We start from the raw sequence: 21,874 nt of genomic DNA on the forward strand, positions 1-21,874 counted from the left end.
CACGACCGACACAGAGAGGCGAGGCATGGAGGGGATCGCTGCTGTCCAGGCACGGGTCGCTGCGATCCAGAGCACCATGAGCCAGCTGGCGCCCGCGCGCACCGCCCCGGCCCTTGCCACGTCCCCGGCGGCGGCCGGTGCCGACTTCGCGGCCGCGCTCACCCAGGCCGCGGGGACGACCACTCTGCCCGCCGTCGACGGGTTCACGCCCGAGCAGGTGTCCAACGCGGCCGCCGTCGTCGAGGCCGGGCGCGGGATGGGCCTGTCGCTGCGGGACCAGGCCATCGGCGTGATGACCGCGATCGGCGAGTCGTCGTTGCGCGTCGTCGACCACGGCGACGCCGCCGGGCCCGACAGCCGCGGGCTGTTCCAGCAGCGCGACAACGGTGCGTGGGGCACCTACGCCGACCGGATGGACCCCACCCGCAGCGCCCAGAGCTTCTACCGCGTGCTCGCCACCGTCGACGGGCGCGAGCGGATGGAGCCGACGATCGTGGCGCACACCGTGCAGCGCAACGCCGACCCCCAGCACTACGCCCGCTCGTGGGACGCGGCCGTCCGGCTCGTCGCGCGGATCACCGGGAGCACGCCCGCCCAGGTCACCGCGACGCGCTGACGCCCGGCCGGGTCGGCTCCGAGCAGGCGCCCCGCCGCCGAGGGGGAGGCCGACATCAGTCGGTGCGGCGAGGCACCTGCCGGTCCGGCGAGGTCGCTCAGCCGCCGTCGGACGTCCTCACGCTAGGTGCGCCGTCCACGAGCCGAGGTAGGACCGAGGTCCCGGACGGCACCGGCGTCAGAACAGCCGGGAGTCGACGTCGTCGACGCCGCGCATGGCGTCGTAGTCCAGGACCAGGCAGCTGATCCCCCGGTCGGTGGCCAGCACCCTCGCCTGGGGGCGGATCTCCTGCGCCGCGAACACCCCGCGCACCGGCGCCAGGTGCGGGTCCCGGTTCAGCAGCTCGAGGTAGCGGGTCAGCTGCTCGACGCCGTCGATGTCGCCGCGCCGCTTGATCTCCACGGCGACCGTGCCGCCGTCGGGCGACTTCGCCAGGATGTCCACGGGGCCGATCGCCGTGGGGTACTCCCGCCGGACGAGCGTGTGACCGGAGCCGAGCAGCGCGATCTGCGCCGCCAGGAGCTCCTGCAGGTGCGCCTCCACGCCGTCCTTGACGAGCCCCGGGTCCACGCCCAGGTCGTGCGTGGACTCGTGGTGGACCGTGAACAGGTCGATCACCAGGCGGTCGTCGGACTTGGCGTGCTGCACCGTCCACACCGCCGTGACGCCGGCCGCGACCTGGTCGGCGTCGGGCTCGCCGACCACCAGCGAGCACGGCGGGCTCATCCAGTTCAGCGGCTTGTACGAGCCGCCGTCGGAGTGCAGGAGCACCGAACCGTCCGCCTTGACGACGAGCAGCCGGACGGCACGGGGCAGGTGGGCCGACAGGCGCCCGGTGTAGCGGGCGGCGCAGTCGGCGACGACGAGACGCAACAGGACCTCACGACGACGAGACGGGACGGGCGACGGACCCGCCGCGGCGGAGCGTGCCCCGGGGGCGGCGGGTCAGATGACGGTGCCCACGCGCGAGGGCGTGGCCTCGATCCACGACGTGAAGCCCGCGTACGCGTCGTCCGACATGTGCAGGTGGACCGACCGGACGCCGCGGCGGACGTCCCGCACCTCGCAGTGCACCACGACCGCCTGCACCGACCCGTCGGCCGAGGGCAGCCGACGGCGCTCGAGGACCCGGATCCCGCTCCGCGCCCAGGTGGACGCGGGCCGCGGGACGAGCGACGCACGACGCCACCAGTACAACGAGGTGGCCCCGTACTGCGCGACGCCGCGGGCCCACGGGCCGTCGGGCCCGTCCGCCACCGCGCACGAGAACGACCCGACCCGGTGGGACAGCGCACGGGTGCGCGACGCCCACAGGGCCACGACGAGCAGGCCGACCAGCGCCACGACGGACGCGACGACGATCGGGACCCACGTGCCGGTCATCGACCCCCCGCCCCGCCCGACGCCGTGTCAGTGACCCGCGCGGCCGGGCTCGGCCGTCGCGGCGTCGACGACGACCGTGACCTGGTCGTCGTCGACGGACAGGAAGCCGCCGTCGACACGCCAGCTCAGCGTCGCACCGCCGCCGGCGGGCTCCACCCGGACGCTGCCGGGGCGCAGCACCGACAGGATCGGCGTGTGGCCGGCCAGGATGCCGATGTCACCGTCGGCCGCGGGCGCCGACACCAGCCTCGCGGCGCCGGACCAGACCTTGCCGTCCGCCGCCACGAGGTCCACCTCGAGCTGTGCCACATGTCCTCCTGAAGAGCCGGTTCCGGGGTCGTACGACGTCGTCAGACGCCGTACTCCTTCTGGATCCGCGCCCAGTTGCGCTCGAGGTCCTCGAGACCGCCGATGTTGAAGAACGCCTGCTCGGAGATGTGGTCGAACTCGCCGTCCGCGATCTTCTCGAACGCCTCGACCGTCTCGGACACCGGCACCGTCGACCCGACGACACCCGTGAACTTCTCGGCCATGTAGGTGTTCTGCGAGAGGAACTGCTGGATGCGGCGCGCACGCGCGACGATCGTCTTGTCCTCCTCGCTGAGCTCGTCGACACCGAGGATCGCGATGATGTCCTGGAGCTCCTTGTTGCGCTGCAGGATCGACTTCACGCGCGTGGCGACGTCGTAGTGCTTCTGGCCCACGTAGCGCGGGTCCAGGATGCGGCTGGTCGAGGCCAGCGGGTCGACCGCGGGGTACAGACCGCGCGAGGCGATCTCACGGCTGAGCTCCGTCGTCGCGTCGAGGTGCGCGAACGTCGTGGCCGGGGCCGGGTCGGTGTAGTCGTCGGCGGGCACGTAGATGGCCTGGAGCGACGTGATGGAGTGGCCGCGCGTCGACGTGATGCGCTCCTGGAGCAGACCCATCTCGTCGGCGAGGTTGGGCTGGTAGCCCACCGCGGAGGGCATGCGGCCCAGCAGCGTCGACACCTCGGAGCCCGCCTGCGTGAAGCGGAAGATGTTGTCGATGAAGAGCAGCACGTCCTGCTTCTGCACGTCGCGGAAGTACTCCGCCATCGTCAGCGCCGACAGGGCGACGCGCAGACGCGTGCCCGGCGGCTCGTCCATCTGGCCGAAGACGAGGGCGGTCTTGTCGAAGACGCCCGCCTCCTCCATCTCGACGATGAGGTCGTTGCCCTCACGGGTGCGCTCACCGACACCGGCGAACACCGACACACCGCCGTGGTCCTGCGCGACGCGCTGGATCATCTCCTGGATGAGGACGGTCTTGCCGACGCCGGCACCACCGAACAGGCCGATCTTCCCGCCCTGCACGTACGGCGTGAGCAGGTCGATGACCTTGATGCCCGTCTCGAACATCTGCGTCTTCGACTCGAGCTGGTCGAAGGCCGGGGGCTTGCGGTGGATCGGCCAGCGCTCGGTGATCTCGAGGGTCTCGCCCTCGGCCAGGTTGAGCACGTTGCCGGTCACGTCGAAGACGTGGCCCTTGGTCACGTCGCCGACCGGCACCGAGATCGCGGCACCGGTGTCGGTGACGACCGCCCCGCGGACGAGGCCGTCGGTGGGCTTGAGCGCGATCGCACGGACCAGCGAGTCGCCCAGGTGCTGGGCGACCTCGAGCGTCATCGTGAACGACTTCTCGCCCTCGCCCTGCGACGACAGGTCGATGTCGACGGTCAGCGCGTTGTAGATCTCGGGGATCTGGTCCGGCGGGAACTCGATGTCCACGACGGGCCCGATGACCCGCGCGACCCGACCGACGCCGGGCGTGCCGGCGGCGGCGGCCGTCGCGTCGACGGTGGTGGCGGTCATGTCTGCCTCGCTTCGCTCGGCCGGGCGGGTCCGTGCCCGGCTGGGTGGTCGTGCGGTCGGTGTCGGGGTCAGGAGGCGGCGAGCGCGTCGGCGCCCGACACGATCTCGCTGATCTCCTGGGTGATCTCGCTCTGACGCGCCTGGTTGGCCAGTCGCGTGTAGGTGCGGATGAGGTCCTCGGCGTTCTCCGTGGCCGTGTGCATGGCCCGCTGGCGCGCGGCCAGCTCCGACGCGGCCGCCTGCAGGAGGTTCGCGTAGATCCGGGTGCGCACGTACCGCGGCAGGAGCTCGTCGAGCACCTCCTCGGGTCCGGGCTCGAACTCGTAGAGCGGGAGCGCCTCGTGCTCGTCGACGGCGGCGACACCCTCGACGACCTCGAGCGGCAGCATCCGCACGACGCGCGGGCGCTGGGTCACCATGTTGACGAACTGCGTGTACACGATGTGCAGCTCGCCGACGCCACCCTCGTCGGCGGGCGCCTGGAAGGCCGCCAGCAGACGCTCGGCGATCTCGTCGGCGACCTCCGGGGTCGGTGCGTCCGAGAAGCCCGACCACTGCCCCGCGAGCTCGCGCTTGCGGAAGGTGTAGTAGGCCACGGCCCGGCGGCCCGAGACGTAGAGGGCGACCTGCTTGCCCTCACCCTCGAGCCGCTGGACCAGACGCTCGGTCTCCCGGATGACGCTCGCCGAGTAGGCGCCCGCCATGCCGCGGTCCGACGCGATGAGCAGCACGGCCACGCGGTTCGTGTCCTCGCGCTCGACGAGGAACGGGTGCCGCACGTCCGAGTGGGTCGCGACCGCCGAGACGGCGCGGGTGATGGCCCGGGCGTACGGCGCGGCCATGGCCACCCGGTCGCGGGCACGCCCGATGCGGGACGCCGCGATGAGCTCCTGCGCACGGAACATCTTCTTGAGCGACTGGGTGCTCTTGATCCGCTGCTTGTAGACGCGCTGCTGACCGGCCATGCTCAGGCCCTCTTCTGGCGGACGATCTGCTCCTGCTCGACCTCGACCGCGGCGTCCTCCTCGGCAGCGCCGACCAGCGGCGTCCCGTCGAACTTCAGGAAGCCCAGGCGGAACTCGTCGATCGCGGCGCCGAGCGCCTCGACCGTCGAGTCCTCGAGCTTGCCGGTGGACGCGATGGTCGCCAGCACCTCGGTGTTGCGGCGCAGGTGGTCCAGCAGCTCGGTCTCGAAGCGGCGCACGTCCTCGACCGGGACGTCGTCCAGCTTGCCCTTGGTGCCGGCCCAGATGGACGCGACCTGGTCCTCGACCGGGAACGGCGAGTACTGGCCCTGCTTGAGCAGCTCCATGAGGCGGGCACCACGCGTGAGCTGGGCGCGCGACGCCGGGTCGAGGTCGGACGCGAACATCGCGAACGCCTCGAGGGACCGGTACTGCGCGAGGTCGAGCTTCAGCGTGCCCGAGACCTGCTTCATCGCCTTGACCTGCGCGGCACCACCGACACGGGAGACGGAGATGCCGACGTCGACGGCCGGCCGCTGGTCGGCGTTGAACAGGTCGGACTGCAGGAAGATCTGCCCGTCGGTGATGGAGATGACGTTGGTCGGGATGTACGCCGAGACGTCGTTCGCCTTGGTCTCGATGACGGGCAGACCCGTCATGGACCCGGCGCCGAGCTCGTCGGACAGCTTGGCGCAACGCTCCAGCAGGCGGGAGTGCAGGTAGAAGACGTCACCGGGGTACGCCTCGCGGCCCGGCGGGCGGCGCAGCAGCAGCGACACGGCACGGTACGCCTCGGCCTGCTTGGACAGGTCGTCGAAGACGATGAGGACGTGCTTGCCCTGGTACATCCAGTGCTGGCCGATGGCCGAGCCGGTGTAGGGCGCGAGGTACTTGAAGCCGGCCGGGTCCGAGGCGGGAGCCGCGACGATCGTCGTGTACTCCAGCGCGCCGGCCTCCTCGAGCGCGCCACGCACCGCGGCGATGGTCGAGCCCTTCTGGCCGATCGCGACGTAGATGCAGCGGACCTGCTTGGTCGGGTCGCCCGTCTCCCAGTTGGCCTTCTGGTTGATGATCGTGTCGATCGCGATGGCCGTCTTGCCGGTCTGACGGTCGCCGATGATCAGCTGACGCTGGCCACGGCCGATCGGGATCATCGAGTCGATGGCCTTCAGGCCGGTCTGGAGCGGCTCGTGGACCGACTTGCGGGCCATGACGCCGGGCGCCTGGAGCTCGAGGGCGCGGCGGGCGTCGGTCTCGACCTCGCCCAGCCCGTCGATCGGGTGGCCGAGCGGGTCGACGACGCGCCCGAGGTAGCCGTCACCGACGGCGACCGAGAGCACCTCGCCGGTGCGGCGGACCTCCTGGCCCTCCTCGATGCCGGTGAACTCGCCGAGCACGACGACGCCGATCTCGCGGACGTCGAGGTTCAGCGCCAGGCCCAGCGTGCCGTCCTCGAACTGCAGCAGCTCGTTCGCCATCGCCCCGGGCAGGCCCTCGACCTGGGCGATGCCGTCGCCGGCGAGCGTCACGCGTCCGACCTCTTCGGTCGCGGCGCCCTTCGGCTCGTACGTCTTCACGAAGCTGTCCAGCGCGGCCCGGATGTCCTCCGGCCGGATCGTCAGCTCAGCCATGGGTTCTCCTCATCTGACGCACGCGTCACGCGTGCGGTGTGTCGTGGTCCGGTGACCGGAGCGGTAGGTCAGCCGGCGAGCTGTCGGCGTGCGTCGGCGAGACGGGCGAGGACGGTCGCGTCGATGACGTCGGGACCGGACTGCACACGCAGCCCCCCGACGACGTCCGAGTCGACGACCACGTTGAGCTGGACCGGCCGGCCCAGCGCCCGGCCCACGAGGTCGGTCAGGCGGGCCCGCTGCGTGTCGGACAGGGGCGAGGCCGTCGTGACGGTCGCGACCTGGCGGCTGCGCAGCTCGGCGATCAGGTCGACCACGTGCAGCAGCGTCGTCACGTACCGACGCCCGCGGGGCGCGACGGCCGCGCGGCGCGCCACCACGGCGGTGACGGGCGCGGCCCGCCCCCCGAGCAGCGCGTCGACGAGCTCGCCGCGCGCCTGCGCGGGGTACGACGGCTCGAGCAGGTACCGCCGGACCTCACGCTGGCCGGCGAGGGCCCGCGTGATGCGGAAGAGCTCGTCCTCGACCCGCTCGAGGGCGCCGTCCGACTCGGCCGTCGCGAGCACGGCGAGCAGCGCGAGCCGCTCGACCGCCTCGGTCAGGTCGGCGTCCGCCGACCAGCGGCCACGGACGAGCGCCTGCGCGACCTCGACCGTGCGCGGGTCCGCACCGTCGAGCAGGCGTCCGACGAGGCCCGCCTTGGCGTCCGGCTCGACCGACGGGTCGGCCAGCGTGCGCCGCAGCGAGCCGGACGCGTCGAGCGCGTCCACGAGGGCGAACAGCTCCTGCCCCAGCGTGAGCGCCTGAGGACCGGCCTCGCGCAGCACCGGGGACCACAGTCCCTGGGCTGCGACGAGAGAGGCCCGACTGGTGCCGCGCATCAGCTCCCCTTGCTCGCGCTCGTGCCGACGGTGCTGGTCTCGAGCTCGTCGAGGAAGCGGTCGACGACGCGCGAGCGCCGGGCCTCGTCCTCGAGCGACTCGCCCACGATCTTCGACGCGAGCTGCGTCGCGAGGGCACCGACGTCGGCGCGCAGCGACACGGAGGCCTGCTGGCGCTCGGCGTCGATCTGCTTCTGGGCGTTCTCGAGGACCCGATGGGCCTCCTCCTGCGCCCGGACGCGTGCCTCGGCGACGATCTGCCCGGCCTCGGTGCGCGCGTCCTCGCGGATGCGCGCGGCCTCGGCACGGGCCTCGCCCAGCTGGCGCTGGTTCTCGGCCAGGGCCTGCGCGGCCTCGGCCTGCGCGGTCTCGGCGAGCGCGAGCCCGCCCTCGATCTTCGCGGTGCGCTCGTCGAGGACGGCCTGGAACTTCGGCAGCACGTAGCGGTAGAACGCGAGGCCGATCACCACGAGGACGACCGTCGACCAGACGAGGTCGTACGCGGCCGGCAGGAGCAGAGCGATGCCCTCCGGCGCCTCTTCGGCGGCCGTCACGACGGCCGCCACAGCGGCCGTGCTCACGTGAAGAGGAAGCCGGTGATGAGGCCGAGGAGGCCGAGGACCTCGACGAACCCGATGCCGATGAACATGGTGGTGCGCAGCTGGCCGGCGACCTCGGGCTGGCGCGCCATGCCCTCGACGGTCTTGCCGATGAGGATGCCCAGACCGATGCCCGGGCCGAGCACCGCGAGGCCGTAGCCGACGGTCGCGATGTTCCCGGAGACGGCGTCAGCGGCGGCGAGGATCATGCTGGTGTCTGCCACGGTGGCTCGTTCCTTCCGTTGGGTCCCCGGCCGGTCGGCCGGGGGCTCGTGGGACCGCCGGGCACGAGGCCCTGCGGTGGTCGGTGGGTCAGTGCTCGTCCGAGATGGACAGGCTGATGTAGACGGCGGTGAGGACCACGAAGATGTACGCCTGGAGAGCGGCGACGAAGACCTCGAAGAGCGTGATCGCGAACCCGCCGAGCAGGCTCGGCACGGCGAAGACGGACATCGCCGAGGCCGAGCGCACGAAGTAGTCCGTGGCGGCGAAGCACAGCACGAGCATGAGGTGCCCGGCGACCATGTTCGCCATGAGTCGCAGCGCCAGCGTGGCCGGCCGCAGGATGAAGACCGTGAGGAACTCGACCGGCGTCAGCAGCACGTAGAGGAAGGGCGGCACGCCGGGCGGGAACAGGCTCGCCCTGAGGAAGCCGCCCAGCCCGTGGGCCCGCACGCCGGCGCCGAGGTACATCACGTACACCCACAGGGCGAGCATGACCGGCAGACCGATGAGGGACGTGCCGGCGATGTTCAGTCCCGGGATGATGCCGGTGATGTTGAACGCCAGGATCGCGAAGAACAGCGTGGTCAGGAGCGCGACGTACTTGTGCGCCTTCTCCTTGCCGATGATGTCCTCGGCGACGTTGACCCGGACGAAGTCCAGGAGCATCTCGATCGCGTTCTGCCCGCGGCTCGGCACGAGGCGCGCACGACGGGCGCCGACGACCATGATCGTCACGAGGACGGCCACGGCGACGAAGCGCACGAGCTGGAGACGGTTGATCTCGAAGAACGTGCCTTCGAGGAGGATCGGCGCCGGGAAGAAGTCCGCGATGGTGGGCACGTGGAACGTGTTCTCATCCGCGGCGAGCGGCAGGATCGTCGCGATGCTGGACAGTGCGGTCTCCCATGGTCGTGATGCCGCGCCGCGCGTCGTCGCGGGCACGCTGGTGGCACCTGGCCGTCGTGGATGAGTGGAAGCCTAACCCATGGATCGGGCGGTTCCGGACGGTCGTGGGGGTCCGTCCGGGTGAGCGGTCAACGGACCTGGGTCCCCGGCTCGACGTACGGCACGCGCCCCCCGCTGACCGCCCGGTAGTCCAGCAGCGCCGAGCCGACGACGCCGAGCGCGAGCACGGCCGCGAGCACCCCGCGGTGGTAGAAGTCCAGGTCGCGGATCAGCGCGAGCACGACGATCACCACGAGCACCTTGGCCAGCCAGGTGCCCATGACGACGGCCGCCATGGTCGCGGGCGCCGCGTGCAGCGTCCGCAGCATCGCCACGACCGTCGTCGCGGAGAAGACGAGCGCGAGACCGACCGCGACGAGCGCCCCCCACACGCCCGGCAGCCCCGCCACGAACCAGCCCACGCCGACGCCGAGCACCGCCAGGGCGCCCAGCAGCACGAGGGTGTCGCGCAGGGCGCGGCGCAGCACGGCGGCCGTCGCGTCCCCCGCACGGGGGGCGGTGGTGGCCGGGGGCGCCTCGCCGTCGGCGGGCTGCTGCGGGTCGGTGGTCACGGGGTGGCCTCCACGGAGGTCGGGGTGCGCCCGCGCAGCGGGCCGAGGGTCAGGGCGACGGCCGCGAGCATGCCCGCACCGGTGACGACCAGCACGGTCGTCGTCGAGAAGACCGCCAGGCCGGCCACGCCGAACGCGAGCACGGCCGTCCACACGTACATGATGCCCACCGCGCGCCGGTGCGAGTGCCCCAGCGCGAGCAGACGGTGGTGCAGGTGCATGCGGTCGGGGTGGAACGGGCTCTTGCCGCTGCCGATCCGGCGGACGATCGCGAGCGTCATGTCCAGCAGCGGCAGGACCAGCACGGCGACGGGCAGCAGGATCGGCATGTAGGCGGGGAACTGCACGCGCTCGACGACGGCGGCGGGGTCGATCTGGCCGGTCACGACGATCGCGCCGGCCGCCATGACGAAGCCGAGCAGCATGGAGCCGGAGTCACCCATGAAGATCCGGGCCGGGTACACGTTGTGGGGCAGGAAACCCAGGCAGATGCCGACCAGCACCGCGACGATGAGCGCCGCGAGCGAGGAGTAGTCCTCGCTGCTCGTGCCGCGGGTCAGCAGGTACGTGTAGAGGAAGAACGCCGCCCCGCCGATCGCGATGACCCCGGCCGCCAGCCCGTCGAGCCCGTCGACGAAGTTCACGGCGTTCATGGCGACGACCACGGAGACCACCGTGACGAAGATCCAGGTCCGGGGCGAGCTCACCAGCACACCGCCGATCGGCAGCTGGTAGAGCAGCACGCCCTGCCAGGCCAGGAACCCGGCCGCGAGGACCTGCCCCATGAGCTTGGTCAGCCAGTCGAGGTCCCAGATGTCGTCCGCGACGCCGAGCGCGACCACGAGCCCCGCCCCGCCGACGATCCCGACGATCGGCCGGGAGTTGTCGAAGACACCGTCGAGGAAGGTGATCTGGCTGGCCATGACGAAGGCGACGAGCAGACCCGCGAACATGGCCAGCCCGCCGAGGCGCGGCGTCGGGATGGCGTGCACGTCACGGTCGCGCACCGCCGTGATCGCGCCCCAGCGCAGGGCGCACCACCGGGCGACCGGGGTCGCGAGGTAGGCGACCGCCGCGGCGATCGCCATGACGAGGAGGTAGACCCTCACCGGTCGCCGTCCACCCTCTCGTCGTCGCCCGCGGGCGCCGGGGCGGCGGCCGGGCCGTCGGACGGCGTCACGTCGGGCTGCGCCGCCCCGGCCGCGGGTTGCGCGGTCCCGGGTTCCGTCGCACCGGGCCCGGTGCCCGGCGCGTCAGCAGTCTCCTGCGGGGGCAGCGGGGCCTCGACGGGCGTCACGGCGTTCAGCGCCTCGAGGTCGAGCGCCCCGAGCCGGACCACGCGCAGCACGTCCCCGGTGGCGTCGACGATCGTCGAGGCCACCCCGCCGGGCGCCGTCCCGCCGTCGAGGAGGACGGGCACGCTCGCGCCGAGCTGGCGGTACGCCTCCTGCACGGTCGTGGCCGCGGGACGGCCCGTGCGGTTGGCGCTGGAGACCGCGAGCGGCCCCGTGCGGCGCAGCAGCGCCAGGGCGACGCGGTGGTCGGGCACCCGCAGCGCGACCGTGCCCCGGGTCTCCCCCAGGTCCCACGCGAGCGACGGCTGCGCCCGCAGGATGATCGTCAGGGGCCCGGGCCAGAACGCGTCCGCCAGGGCGCGCACCCCGTCGGGCACGCTCGTGGCCAGGCCGTCGAGCGTGCGCACGTCGGGGATGAGGACCGGCGGGGGCATGTGCCGCCCGCGGCCCTTGGCGTCGAGGAGGGCCTGCACGGCCCGCGGGTCGAAGGCGTCGGCGCCGATCCCGTACACGGTGTCCGTCGGCAGGACGACGAGCTCGCCGCGCGAGACCGCGTTCACCGCCTCGTCGATCGCGGGGCCCCACGTGCCCGGGTCGGTCGCGTCCTTGATGCGCACGAGACTCACGCGGGTGAGTCTCCCACGCCCGCGGGCGCGACCCGCCGTGCGACGAGGGTCCGGGGCCGCCCGGTGAGGTCGGGCACCGTCCGCACGTCCGTGAACGCCCCCGTCGCCCGGGCCGCGGCCCGGGCGGCGGCGTCCTGCACCTCCGCGTGCTCCATGACGAGGAGCCCGCCGGGGGCGAGCAGCCGGGCCGCGGCCACGAGCACGGCCCGCGGCACGTCGAGACCGTCGGCGCCCCCGCCGTACAGGGCCAGGTCGGGGTCGTGGTCACGGACCTCGGGATCGGTCGGCACGGCGTCGGGCGGGATGTACGGCGGGTTGGAGACGACGACGTCGACGCGGCCGTCGAGCTCGGCCAGCAGCGCCGGGTCCCGCACGTCGCCCTGCACGACCCGCGTGCCGGGGGGTGCGACGGCGCCGGCGTTGTGCCGGGCCAGGCCGACGGCCTCGTCGGACAGGTCGACGGCGACGACCTCGCTGCCCGCGACCTCCGTCGCGACCGACAGCGCGATGGCGCCCGTCCCGGTGCACAGGTCGACCACGCGCGGGGCTCGTCCCGCCGCGACGAGGCGGGCGGCCTCGTCGACGGCCAGCTGCGCGACCGTCTCCGTCTCGGGCCGCGGCACGAACACGCCCGGCTCGACGCGCAGGGTGAGGTGCCGGAAGACCGTGTGCCCGGTGATGTGCTGCAGCGGCTCGCGGGAACGACGCCGCTCGACGAGCGCGGCGTACTCGGCCGCGAACCCCTCGGGCAGCGGCGGGGGCAGCACGAGCTCCACGCGGGGCAGGCCGAGGGCGTAGGCCGCCAGGGCCGTGGCGTCGTGCCGCGGCGACCCCACGCCGGCCTCGGCGAGCACGCGCGTCGCGCCCTCGACGTACGCGCGCAGGCCGGGGGCGGCACCGGTGTGCCGGAGCCCGTCGGGCACCCGTCCGGTCACGTCAGACCACCGGCCCGTCCGCGCCGGCCGCAGCCAGGCGCGCGGCCTCGTCCGCCGCGACCGCCGACGCCAGCACCGGGCCGAGGTCGCCGTCCAGCACCTGGTCGAGGTTGTAGGCCTTGTACCCGGTGCGGTGGTCGGCGATGCGGTTCTCGGGGAAGTTGTAGGTGCGGATGCGCTCGGACCGGTCGACGGTGCGCACCTGGGAGCGGCGGGCCTCGCTGGCGGCCGCGGCCGCCTCCTCCTGCCGGGCGGCCAGCAACCGGGCGCGCAGGACCCGCATCGCCTGCTCACGGTTCTGCAGCTGGGACTTCTCGTTCTGCATCGACACGACGATCCCCGTGGGCAGGTGCGTGATCCGCACCGCCGAGTCGGTCGTGTTGACCGACTGCCCGCCGGGGCCGGACGAGCGGAACACGTCGATGCGCAGGTCGTTGGCGTCGATCTCGACGTCGCCCTCGTCGTCGGCCTCGGGGAAGACCATGACACCCGCCGCCGAGGTGTGGATGCGCCCCTGGGACTCCGTGACGGGGACGCGCTGCACCCGGTGGACACCGCCCTCGTACTTCAGGTGGGCCCAGACCCCGTCCTCGGGCGCACCCGCGCTGCGGGCCTTGACCGCGACCTGCGCGTCCTTGACGCCGCCGAGGTCCGACGGGGTCGCGTCGAGCACCTGCACGCTCCAGCCCTGCCGCTCGGCGTACCGGGTGTACATGCGCAGCAGGTCGCCCGCGAACAGCGCGGACTCCTCGCCGCCCTCCCCCGCCTTGACCTCGAGGATGACGTCACGGCCGTCGTCCGGGTCCCGTGGCACGAGCACGCGGCGCAGCCGCTCGGCGGCCGCGTCGGCCGCGGCGCGCAGGTCGGGCAGCTCGGCCGCGAACGCGGCGTCCTCCCCCGCGAGCTCCGCGGCCGCCTGCGCGTCGTCGGCCGCCGCCCGCCACGCCCGGTACGCCTGGACGACCCGACCCAGCTCGGCGTACCGCCGGCCGAGCCGACGGGCGCGACCCGCGTCCGCGTGCACCGCCGGGTCGGCGAGCTGCTGCTCGATCTCGGCGTGCTCGGCGAGCAGCGGGGCGACGGCGGGTGGTGCGCCGACGGTCTGGCTCACGCGGGGCTCCTCGGGTCAGGGCACGGACGGGCGGGCACGGCGGTCGGGCACGCACCGGTCCCCCGGCGGCGCGCCCCCGCAACGACGCAGCGCCGGTGCGCGGGCGGACACGACCATGGAGGGCCGTCGTCCGCGCCACGCACCGGCGCTGGACGCAGGTGCTACTTGCCGGCCTTCTTGCCGTAGCGCGCCTCGAAGCGGGCGACGCGGCCACCGGTGTCGAGGATCTTCTGCTTGCCCGTGTAGAACGGGTGGCAGGCGCTGCACACGTCGGCGTGGATCTTGCCGGTCGTCACGGTCGAGCGCGTGACGAAGGTGCTGCCGCAGGTGCACGTCACCTCGGTGACGACGTACTCCGGGTGGATGTCAGACTTCACGATGATCTCCTCGGTGGGGAGCCCCCGGGTCCGGACGCGCTGCTCGCGCCGGTGAACCGCAGGCCAGCAGACGATTGTGCCAGAACAGCGGGCGGTGCCGGAAACTTCCCTGGTCGGGCGGGCTCCCGGCACCGGCGCTGCCGCGACGGCCCGCCCGGCGGGGACGGGCCGTCGCGGTGGGTCAGACCGTGCGGGCGACGCCCTCCTCGAGGGCGGGCGCGTGGGTGCCCGGCGTCGTCTTCTGCACCTGGAGCAGGAACTCGACGTTCGAGCGGGTCTCGCGCAGCTTGCCGAGCAGCAGCTCGATCGCCTGCTGCTGGTCGAGCGCGCCCAGCACACGACGCAGCTTGTAGACGATCTTCAGCTCGTCGTTGCTCATGAGCACCTCCTCGCGGCGGGTGCCCGAGGCGTTGACGTCGACGGCCGGGAAGATCCGCTTGTCGGCCAGGGAGCGGGACAGGCGCAGCTCCATGTTCCCGGTGCCCTTGAACTCCTCGAAGATGACCTCGTCCATCTTCGAGCCCGTCTCCACCAGCGCGGAGGCGAGGATCGTCAGCGAGCCGCCGTTCTCGATGTTGCGCGCGGCGCCGAAGAACCGCTTGGGCGGGTACAGCGCGGACGCGTCGACGCCGCCGGACAGGATGCGGCCCGACGCCGGCGCGGCCAGGTTGTACGCGCGCGACAGGCGGGTCAGCGAGTCGAGCAGCACGACGACGTCCTGGCCGAGCTCGACCAGCCGCTTGGCGCGCTCGATCGCGAGCTCGGCGACGATCGTGTGGTCGGATGCGGGACGGTCGAACGTCGAGGCGATGACCTCGCCCTTGACCGTCCGCTCCATGTCCGTGACCTCCTCGGGGCGCTCGTCGACGAGCACGACCATGAGGTGGACCTCGGGGTTGTTCGCGGTGATCGCGTTGGCGATCTGCTGCATGACGATCGTCTTGCCCGCCTTCGGGGGCGCCACGATCAGGCCGCGCTGGCCCTTGCCGATGGGCGCGACGATGTCGATGACGCGCGGGGTGAGCCGGCCGGGCTCGGTCTCCAGGCGCAGCCGCTCCTGCGGGTAGAGGGGCGTCAGCTTGGTGAACTCCGGGCGCTGGCGGGCCTCCTCCGGGTCCATGCCGTTGACCGTGTCGAGCCGCACCAGCGCGTTGAACTTGCTGGGGCGGCTGCCCTGCGCGGCCGGGGGCTGCTCGCCCTCGCGCGGCTGGCGCACCGCGCCGGTGATCGCGTCGCCGCGGCGCAGCCCGCTCTTCTTCACCTGGTTGAGCGAGACGTAGACGTCGTTCGCCCCGGGAAGGTAGCCGGACGTGCGGACGAACGCGTACGACTCCAGCACGTCGAGGATGCCCGCGACGGGCAGCAGGACGTCGTCGTCGGCGACCTCGACGTCGTCCGGCCCCGCGAGCTCGCCCTGCGTGCCGCGACCGCGCCCGCGCTTGCGGTCGCGGTCGCGGTACCGGTCGCGCGAGCGGCGACGGCGTCCGCCGCGCTCGTCGCCGTCGTCGAGCCGGTCCGCCTGCTGACGGTCGGCCGTGGCGTCGGCGACCTCGACCTGGCCGCGGTCGGCGGCCGCGCGCTCCGCCTGGCCGCGCTCGGCGCCGCCACGGGCCGCACCGCGCGCGGGCGCCTGCTCCTCGCGGGCGGGGCGCTCGGCGTCACCGGTCGGTGCACCCGCCCCGCGGCCGGCACGGCGCGACCGGCGCTCGCCGGCCTCCGGCGCGGGGCGCTCGTCGCCCGGGGCGAGGCGGGCGTCGAGCGCCGCCTCCAACCCGGCGAGCGCGTCGCGCCGCGGGGCTCCGGACGTGCGCTCGGTCCGCGCCGCGGGCACCTCCGGGGTCTCGACGACCGGTGCGTCGGACGGCACGGCCGTCACCGGTCCGGCGGAACGTGCCCGTCGCGCCCGGGTCGGACGCTCGGCCGCGACCGGGGCGTCGCTGCGCCCGGCGGACCGGTCCTCGAGGGGCTGGGCCCGCTCCGGCGCGGGCTCGGCGGCCCGGGGGGCGCCGGAACGGGCCGCGGAGATCGCCTGCACGAGGTCGCCCTTGCGCATCTTGCTCGTGCCCTTGACGCCGAGCTGGGACGCGAGGGCCTGGAGCTCGGGGAGCCGCATCGTCGAGATGCTGCCCCCGGCCGAGCCGCCCGCGGTGCTCGTGGTGGCGTCGATGGTGTCTGTCACGAAGGATCCTTCCCCCTCGTCGGGGCCCGCCCGCGGTCGGGCGGGGCCAGCGCCCGGACGGCATGACCGGGCGGGGTGTGCGGGCCGCGCGCGAGGCGTACCACGACGACTGCTCGCGCGGGCTGGACGGCCCCCTCGTCGTCGACTCGTGTGACCGTCCGGCGTGACCGACAGGGGACGCCCGACGCGCGGCGCGAGGTCGCACGGGGATTTTCGGGGGTCCTGTGGATCCACAGGGGGCCGGAGGACGAGGTCCGGGGAACGTGCCGATGCTACCACCGCGCACGTCACGGCCGGGCAGAACGCCCGTCGTTCACCCCGCCGTGGGACCGGGCCGTCGGCCCGCGGCGTCGGTCACGACCGTCGCCGACGCACCCGCACCGTCGACGGGCAGCGCACGGACCCTCCAGCCGTCGGCGTCCGCGCCCACGGCCTGCGCGAGGGCCGCGTCCGCGTCCGTGGCGCCGGGACCGGTCCGTCGGGCCAGGGCGAGCACCGTCGGTCCGGCGCCCGAGACGACGGCGGCGACACCCGCGTCGCGCAGCGCGTCGACCAGCGCGAGCGACCGCGGCATGACGGGGCGTCGGTGGTCCTGGTGCAGCAGGTCCCGCGTGGCGGGCAGCAGCAGGTCGGGCCGCCGCCCGAGGGCCTCCACGAGGAGCGCGGCGCGCGCGGCCTGCGCGGCGGCGTCGGCGTGCGGCACGTGGGACGGGAGCACGCCGCGCGCCTTCGCCGTCGACAGGTGCTGGGCGGGCACGGCGACGACGGGGACGACGTCGGGGTGCACGGGCAGCCGCACCGCCCGCACGTCACCGGCGTCGGTCCACGCCAGGGTCAGGCCGCCGAGGAGCGCGGGCGCGGCGTTGTCGGGGTGGCCCTCGATCTGCGTCGCCAGCGCGAGGACCGCGTCGTCGTCGAGCGCGTCCGGCTCGGCGAGCAGCGCCCGGGCGGCGAGGAGGCCCGCGACGACGGCCGCCGCCGACGAGCCGAGTCCGCGACCGTGCGGCACCCGGTTGCGGCACACGAGGTGCAGCCCCGGCTGGGGTGCGCCGACGGCGTCGAGCGCGGTGCGCAGCGCGCGCACCACGAGGTGCCGCTCGTCGTCGGGCACGACGCCCGCGCCCTCGCCCTCCACGTCGACCCGCACGCCGGGGGCGCCGAGCACGTGCACCTCGAGCTCGTCGTGCAGCGCGAGGGCCAGGCCCAGCGCGTCGAACCCGGGCCCGAGGTTGGCCGAGGTCGCGGGCACACGGACGCGCACGTGCGCGGCCCCGAGGTGCATGCCGGTGCCCCTCAGGCCAGGCCGAGCGCGTCGGCGATCGACACGACGTCGGTGCTGACGCGCCGGGGTCGCACCTCGTCGCCGTCGGCGGTGCGCAGCGCCCACTGCGGGTCCTTCAGGCCGTGGCCGGTGACCGTGACGACGATGCGCGCCCCCGCGGGCACACGCCCCTCCTCGGCGAGCGCGAGCAGCCCGGCGACGCCCGCGGCCGACGCGGGCTCGACGAAGACGCCGGCCTCGGCGGACAGCACACGGTGCGCGGCGAGGATCTGGGCGTCGGTCACGGAGCCGATGAGCCCGCCGGACACGTCGCGGGCCTCCTCGGCCTGCTGCCAGGACGCGGGGTTGCCGATGCGGATGGCGGTCGCGATCGTCTCGGGCGCGTCCACCGGGTGGCCGAGCACGATCGGCGCGGCGCCGGCGGCCTGGAAGCCCCACATGACCGGGGTCCGGGTGGCCACCGCGGGGTGCGCGTCGCCCGCGTCCAGGCCCGCGTACTCGCGGTAGCCCTTCCAGTAGGCCGTGATGTTGCCCGCGTTGCCGACGGGCAGCACGTGCACGTCCGGGGCGTCGCCGAGGGCGTCGACGACCTCGAACGAGGCGGTCTTCTGCCCCTCGATGCGGTCGGGGTTGACCGAGTTGACGAGCTCGACGGGGTACGCCTCGGCGAGCTTGCGCGCGGCGACGAGGCAGTCGTCGAAGTTGCCGTCGACCTGCAGCAGGAGCGCGCCGTGCGCGACGGCCTGGCTGAGCTTGCCCATGGCGATCTTGCCGTCGGGGACGAGCACGGCGCAGACCATCCCGGCGCGGGTCGCGTACGCGGCGGCCGAGGCCGACGTGTTGCCCGTGGACGCGCAGACCACGGCCCGGGCGCCGCGGGCGGCCGCCGCGGAGATCGCGGTGGTCATGCCGCGGTCCTTGAACGAGCCCGTGGGGTTCATGCCCTCGACCTTGAGGTGCACGTCGGCGCCGGTGCGGGCCGACAGCGCGGGGGCGGGCACGAGCGGCGTGCCGCCCTCCCCCAGCGTGACGACGTGCTCCTGCACGTGCGCGGGCAGACGGTCGGCGTACTCGGCGATGATGCCGCGCCACTGGTGGGCCATCGGTGGGTCCTCGGGGTCGGTGCTGCGCGCTGGTTCGGGGTCCTGCGGGGCGTGCGGGTCAGAGCACCGGCAGCACCTGCACGACGCGGTGCACGGCGTCGAGCGCGTCGACGACGTCCACGGTCGCGCGCAGGGCGCGCTCGGTGGCGGTGTGGGTGGTGATGACGAGGGTGGCGACGGGCCGGCCGTCGGCGTCGAGCGCGGTCGTCTGGCGGACGGCCTCGACGGAGACGCCCTGGTCGGCGAGCGCGCCGGCGACGGCGGCGAGCACGCCCGGCCGGTCGGCCACCTCGAGGCGGACCTGGTAGCGGGACCGGGCGTCGCCGGCGGGCAGCACGGGCAGCGCGGCGTAGGACGACTCGACCGGCCCCTTGCCGCCGAGGACCCGGTGGCGGGCGACCTGGACGAGGTCGCCGAGCACCGCGGACGAGGTCGGCGCACCGCCGGCGCCGCGCCCGTAGAACATGAGCTCGCCGGCGGCCTCGGCCTCGACGAAGACGGCGTTGAACGCGCCGCGGACGCTCGCGAGCGGGTGGTCGGCGGTGACCAGGACGGGCTGGACCCGCACGAGCACGCCGGCGGTGCCGTCCTGCCCGGTGGCGCGCTCGGCGACCGCGAGGAGCTTGAGCACGTGGCCGGTGCGGGCCGCCCAGGCCACGTCGTCGGCGGTGAGCCCGGTGATGCCGGTGCGGTCGACGTCGTCGAGGGCGACCCGGGTGTGGAACGCCAGCGACGCGAGGATCGCCGCCTTCGCGGCGGCGTCGTAGCCCTCGACGTCGGCGGTCGGGTCGGCCTCGGCGTACCCGAGGCGCTGGGCCTCGGCGACGACCTCGTCGAGGCCCAGCCCCTGGGTGGTCATGGTGTCGAGGACGTAGTTCGTGGTGCCGTTGACGATGCCGAGCACGCGCTGGACGGTGTCCCCCGCGAGCTGCTCGCGCACGGGCCGCACGATCGGGATGGCCCCGGCGACGGCGGCCTCGTAGTAGAGGTCGACGCCCGCGGCGTCGGCGGCGGCGTACAGCGTCGGGCCGTCCTGGGCGAGCAGGGCCTTGTTGGCGGTGACGACGCCGGCGCCGTGCGCGACCGCGTGCAGCAGCAGCGTGCGCGCGGGCTCGATCCCGCCCATCACCTCGACGACGACGTCGGCCTTCTCGACCAGGGAGGCCGCGTCGGTGGTGAGCAGCGCGCGGTCCACGACGGGGTCGCGCTCGACGTCGGCGTCGCGCACCCCGATCCCGACGAGCTCGAGACGCGCACCCACGCGGGCCGCGAGCTCGTCGCCGTCCGTGACGAGCCGGCGCACGACCTCCGTGCCGACGACGCCGCAGCCGAGGACGGCGACGCGCAGGGGCGGATGGGTGTCGGGCGACGGGACCACGGGGGTGCCTTCCTCGGGACGGGCGGCGGGCGCACCGCCGTCCCGGGGGACGGCGGTCTGGCCAGGATAGGGCGGGGGCAGGGGCGGGCGGACCCGCGTCCGGCCCGCGGGCGCGTCGGGCCCGTCCACCCCCGGACACCCCTTGTGAGGTGAGCCTTACCTCATCTAGGCTGGGACGTGACACACTGTCAGAACGACGGCACCCGCCGTGCGTCCGGCACCTCCCCCCTCCCCCAGGAGCAGCCCCGATGAGCGCAGCCACGCCCACCACGCTCGACGCGGACCCCGTCGCCACGGTCCCGCTCTCCGCCGCGCTGCGCGCCGGCACCCGGCAGGAGCACAGCGAGGCCGAGCGCTCCTCGTTCGTCGAGCGCCTCGTCGCCGGCGAGCTCGACGTGGCCGCGTACACCGACCTGGCCGCGCAGCAGCACGCCGTCTACACCGCCCTCGAGGCGGCCGGTGCCCGGCTGCGCGCCGCCGATGCCGACGGCGGCCTCGTCTTCGACGAGCTCGAGCGCGTCCCCGCGATCGAGGCCGACCTCGCCGCGCTGCTCGGCGAGGGCTGGCGCGCGCAGGTCCGGGTGCTGCCCGCCACGGCCGCCTACGCGACCCGGCTGCAGGCCGTGGGCGACGACCTCGTGCTCTACGCGGCCCACGCCTACACCCGCTACCTCGGCGACCTGTCCGGCGGGCAGGTGCTGCAGCGGATGATCGCCCGGCACTACGGGCTGACCACCGGCCTGTCGTTCTACGACTTCCCGCAGATCCACCGCCTCAAGCCGTTCAAGGACGTGTACCGCGAGCGCCTGGACGCCCTGCCGCTCACCCCGGCCCAGCAGGCCGGCGTCGTGGCGGAGGCGCAGCTGGCGTTCCGCCTCAACCGCGCGATGTTCACGGACCTGGGCGCGGTGCACGTGCGCTGAGCCTCGGCAGCACCAGGCCGAGCCCGACGGCGGCGCCGAGCAGGAGGAGCTGCGCCCACGGGACGGCCCACGTCGCGGCCGTGAGCGACCGCGGCTCGGCCGAGCCCGCCCCCAGGCCGACGCCCTCGACGAGCACGTCGACGTCGGCGCGGGCCCGCCCCAGCGGCCACACGCCGTCGACCTGGACCTGGCGCACGAGGACGTCGCCGGGCAGGAGCTCGGGCAGCTCGTCGACGACCTCGACGGCGGCCGCTCCCCCGGGGCCCGCGACGCGCACCGCGGCCGTGCCCGCCAGCCGGGTGCCGCCCGTGTTCTCCACCGTGTAGGTCACGAGCGCCGCGGCCGGGGCGAACGGGTTCGCCGAGCCGGCGACCTCGACCGCGCCGTCGCGCGCGGCGACCGCGGAGACGGCCTCGCCGGCGACGCGCACGTGCACGCGCGCGCCCATCCGCCGGTCGACCTGCACGGTCTGCCCCGGCTGGGACGTGCGCAGCGACGTGACGACCCCGCCGGCGTGGTCCCCGGGGCGCGCGTCGGCAGGCACCTCGACGACGAACGGCACCTCGACCTCGGCTCCCGGCGCCAGCTCGACGGACGCCCGGTCGACGCGGACCCACGTGCCGAGGCCGGTCGACGGCGTGCCGGGGGCGAGGAGGTCGAGGGCCCCGGACGGCGTGGTGAAGGCGTCGGCGGCGTAGACGTCGAGGGTCAGCGGGTCGGCGCCGTGGTTCGTGACGACGAGGACGTCGTCCACGACGTCGCCCGGCTCGACCTCGTAGACGAAGTTCGCCCGCGCCGTGCCGTCGGCGGCCACCGCAGGCCGCACGCCCCACGAGACGGCGCCGTCGACCGCCGTGGTCGTGGTCGCGCTCGCGCTCGCGGGGACGGTCGCCGCGGCTGCGGGGACGGCGAGGGCGAGCGCTGACGCGAGGGCCGCGGTCGCGGCGACGAGCAGCGCCCGGACCGGGGCGGGCAGGGACGTTCGGGGCACGGTGGTTCTCCCGGGGGGCGAGGAG

The 21,874-nt window shown here is 74.4% G+C and carries 23 protein-coding genes; 2 read left to right on the forward strand and 21 right to left on the reverse strand.

Annotated elements, in window-relative coordinates:
* The first annotated feature begins 76 nt into the window (after positions 1-76).
* The gene (locus FBY24_RS01495) at positions 77-616 is read left to right on the forward strand and encodes a hypothetical protein (RefSeq protein ID WP_160158399.1); all 540 of its coding nucleotides are present in this window, start codon (positions 77-79) and stop codon (positions 614-616) included.
* Between the two features lie 177 nt (positions 617-793).
* Here FBY24_RS01495 and nucS read toward each other — a convergent pair whose 3' ends face one another.
* The 20 genes from nucS to FBY24_RS01595 all read right to left on the reverse strand — a co-directional run bounded on the left by nucS (position 794) and on the right by FBY24_RS01595 (position 19,935).
* Positions 794-1,489: an endonuclease NucS gene (gene nucS, locus FBY24_RS01500; protein WP_142157470.1), complete on the reverse strand. Its 696-nt coding sequence runs from the start codon at positions 1,487-1,489 to the stop codon at positions 794-796.
* A gap of 72 nt (positions 1,490-1,561) precedes the next feature.
* Positions 1,562-1,999: a DUF2550 domain-containing protein gene (locus tag FBY24_RS01505; protein ID WP_142157472.1), complete on the reverse strand. Its 438-nt coding sequence runs from the start codon at positions 1,997-1,999 to the stop codon at positions 1,562-1,564.
* A 27-nt stretch (positions 2,000-2,026) separates the two neighbouring features.
* The gene (locus tag FBY24_RS01510) at positions 2,027-2,308 is read right to left on the reverse strand and encodes a F0F1 ATP synthase subunit epsilon (protein WP_142157474.1); all 282 of its coding nucleotides are present in this window, start codon (positions 2,306-2,308) and stop codon (positions 2,027-2,029) included.
* Positions 2,309-2,349: 41 nt separating this feature from the next.
* A complete protein-coding gene (gene atpD / locus FBY24_RS01515) occupies positions 2,350-3,831 on the reverse strand; it encodes a F0F1 ATP synthase subunit beta (protein ID WP_140459930.1) in 1,482 nt (493 codons plus the stop codon).
* 68 nt (positions 3,832-3,899) lie between these two features.
* On the reverse strand, positions 3,900-4,796 hold the full coding sequence (locus FBY24_RS01520) for a F0F1 ATP synthase subunit gamma (RefSeq protein ID WP_142157476.1): 897 nt from the start codon (positions 4,794-4,796) through the stop codon (positions 3,900-3,902).
* Between the two features lie 2 nt (positions 4,797-4,798).
* Entirely contained in the window at positions 4,799-6,427 is a 1,629-nt protein-coding gene (gene atpA / locus FBY24_RS01525) for a F0F1 ATP synthase subunit alpha (protein WP_142157478.1), read from the reverse strand.
* Between the two features lie 68 nt (positions 6,428-6,495).
* Positions 6,496-7,308, reverse strand: coding sequence for a F0F1 ATP synthase subunit delta (locus FBY24_RS01530; protein ID WP_142157480.1), 813 nt, complete (start codon positions 7,306-7,308; stop codon positions 6,496-6,498).
* Positions 7,308-7,889, reverse strand: a complete 582-nt coding sequence (locus FBY24_RS01535; protein WP_142157482.1) for a F0F1 ATP synthase subunit B — start codon at positions 7,887-7,889, stop codon at positions 7,308-7,310. Before FBY24_RS01535 ends, FBY24_RS01530 begins: the two co-directional genes overlap by 1 nt.
* Positions 7,886-8,116, reverse strand: coding sequence for an ATP synthase F0 subunit C (gene atpE, locus FBY24_RS01540; protein ID WP_140459991.1), 231 nt, complete (start codon positions 8,114-8,116; stop codon positions 7,886-7,888). The genes FBY24_RS01535 and atpE overlap by 4 nt, the downstream gene beginning before the upstream one ends.
* 103 nt (positions 8,117-8,219) lie before the next feature.
* Positions 8,220-9,005 carry a F0F1 ATP synthase subunit A gene (atpB, locus tag FBY24_RS01545; RefSeq protein WP_142163017.1) on the reverse strand — a complete coding sequence of 262 codons (786 nt, stop codon included), beginning with the start codon at positions 9,003-9,005 and terminating at the stop codon, positions 8,220-8,222.
* 161 nt (positions 9,006-9,166) lie between these two features.
* Positions 9,167-9,649, reverse strand: a complete 483-nt coding sequence (locus FBY24_RS01550) for a hypothetical protein (protein WP_255432156.1) — start codon at positions 9,647-9,649, stop codon at positions 9,167-9,169.
* Positions 9,646-10,758 (reverse strand): MraY family glycosyltransferase, encoded by a 1,113-nt coding sequence (locus FBY24_RS01555; protein WP_142157484.1) that lies wholly within the window; start codon positions 10,756-10,758, stop codon positions 9,646-9,648. Before FBY24_RS01555 ends, FBY24_RS01550 begins: the two co-directional genes overlap by 4 nt.
* A complete protein-coding gene (locus FBY24_RS01560; RefSeq protein ID WP_142157486.1) occupies positions 10,755-11,570 on the reverse strand; it encodes an L-threonylcarbamoyladenylate synthase in 816 nt (271 codons plus the stop codon). Before FBY24_RS01560 ends, FBY24_RS01555 begins: the two co-directional genes overlap by 4 nt.
* Positions 11,567-12,505 (reverse strand): peptide chain release factor N(5)-glutamine methyltransferase, encoded by a 939-nt coding sequence (gene prmC, locus FBY24_RS01565; RefSeq protein WP_255432157.1) that lies wholly within the window; start codon positions 12,503-12,505, stop codon positions 11,567-11,569. Before prmC ends, FBY24_RS01560 begins: the two co-directional genes overlap by 4 nt.
* Before the next feature lies 1 nt (position 12,506).
* Positions 12,507-13,616: a peptide chain release factor 1 gene (prfA, locus tag FBY24_RS01570; RefSeq protein ID WP_142157488.1), complete on the reverse strand. Its 1,110-nt coding sequence runs from the start codon at positions 13,614-13,616 to the stop codon at positions 12,507-12,509.
* Between the two features lie 161 nt (positions 13,617-13,777).
* Positions 13,778-13,993, reverse strand: a complete 216-nt coding sequence (gene rpmE / locus FBY24_RS01575; RefSeq protein WP_140459921.1) for a 50S ribosomal protein L31 — start codon at positions 13,991-13,993, stop codon at positions 13,778-13,780.
* Between the two features lie 181 nt (positions 13,994-14,174).
* Positions 14,175-16,172 carry a transcription termination factor Rho gene (gene rho, locus FBY24_RS01580; RefSeq protein WP_142157490.1) on the reverse strand — a complete coding sequence of 666 codons (1,998 nt, stop codon included), beginning with the start codon at positions 16,170-16,172 and terminating at the stop codon, positions 14,175-14,177.
* 313 nt (positions 16,173-16,485) lie between these two features.
* Positions 16,486-17,454: a homoserine kinase gene (thrB, locus tag FBY24_RS01585; RefSeq protein ID WP_142157492.1), complete on the reverse strand. Its 969-nt coding sequence runs from the start codon at positions 17,452-17,454 to the stop codon at positions 16,486-16,488.
* Between the two features lie 11 nt (positions 17,455-17,465).
* The gene (thrC, locus tag FBY24_RS01590; RefSeq protein ID WP_142157494.1) at positions 17,466-18,557 is read right to left on the reverse strand and encodes a threonine synthase; all 1,092 of its coding nucleotides are present in this window, start codon (positions 18,555-18,557) and stop codon (positions 17,466-17,468) included.
* Between the two features lie 58 nt (positions 18,558-18,615).
* On the reverse strand, positions 18,616-19,935 hold the full coding sequence (locus FBY24_RS01595; protein ID WP_142157496.1) for a homoserine dehydrogenase: 1,320 nt from the start codon (positions 19,933-19,935) through the stop codon (positions 18,616-18,618).
* A 248-nt stretch (positions 19,936-20,183) separates the two neighbouring features.
* Here FBY24_RS01595 and FBY24_RS01600 point away from each other — a divergent pair, with 248 nt between their 5' ends.
* Positions 20,184-20,858 (forward strand): heme oxygenase (biliverdin-producing), encoded by a 675-nt coding sequence (locus FBY24_RS01600; protein WP_142157498.1) that lies wholly within the window; start codon positions 20,184-20,186, stop codon positions 20,856-20,858.
* Here the strand turns inward: FBY24_RS01600 and FBY24_RS01605 are convergent.
* Complete coding sequence (locus FBY24_RS01605) at positions 20,827-21,849, reverse strand: WxL protein peptidoglycan domain-containing protein (RefSeq protein ID WP_142157500.1); 1,023 nt, start codon at positions 21,847-21,849, stop codon at positions 20,827-20,829. The genes FBY24_RS01600 and FBY24_RS01605 overlap by 32 nt on opposite strands.
* Between the last annotated feature and the right edge of the window lie 25 nt (positions 21,850-21,874).

It is taken from the genome of Cellulomonas sp. SLBN-39 (assembly GCF_006715865.1).
In the GTDB taxonomy this organism is placed as follows: domain Bacteria; phylum Actinomycetota; class Actinomycetes; order Actinomycetales; family Cellulomonadaceae; genus Cellulomonas.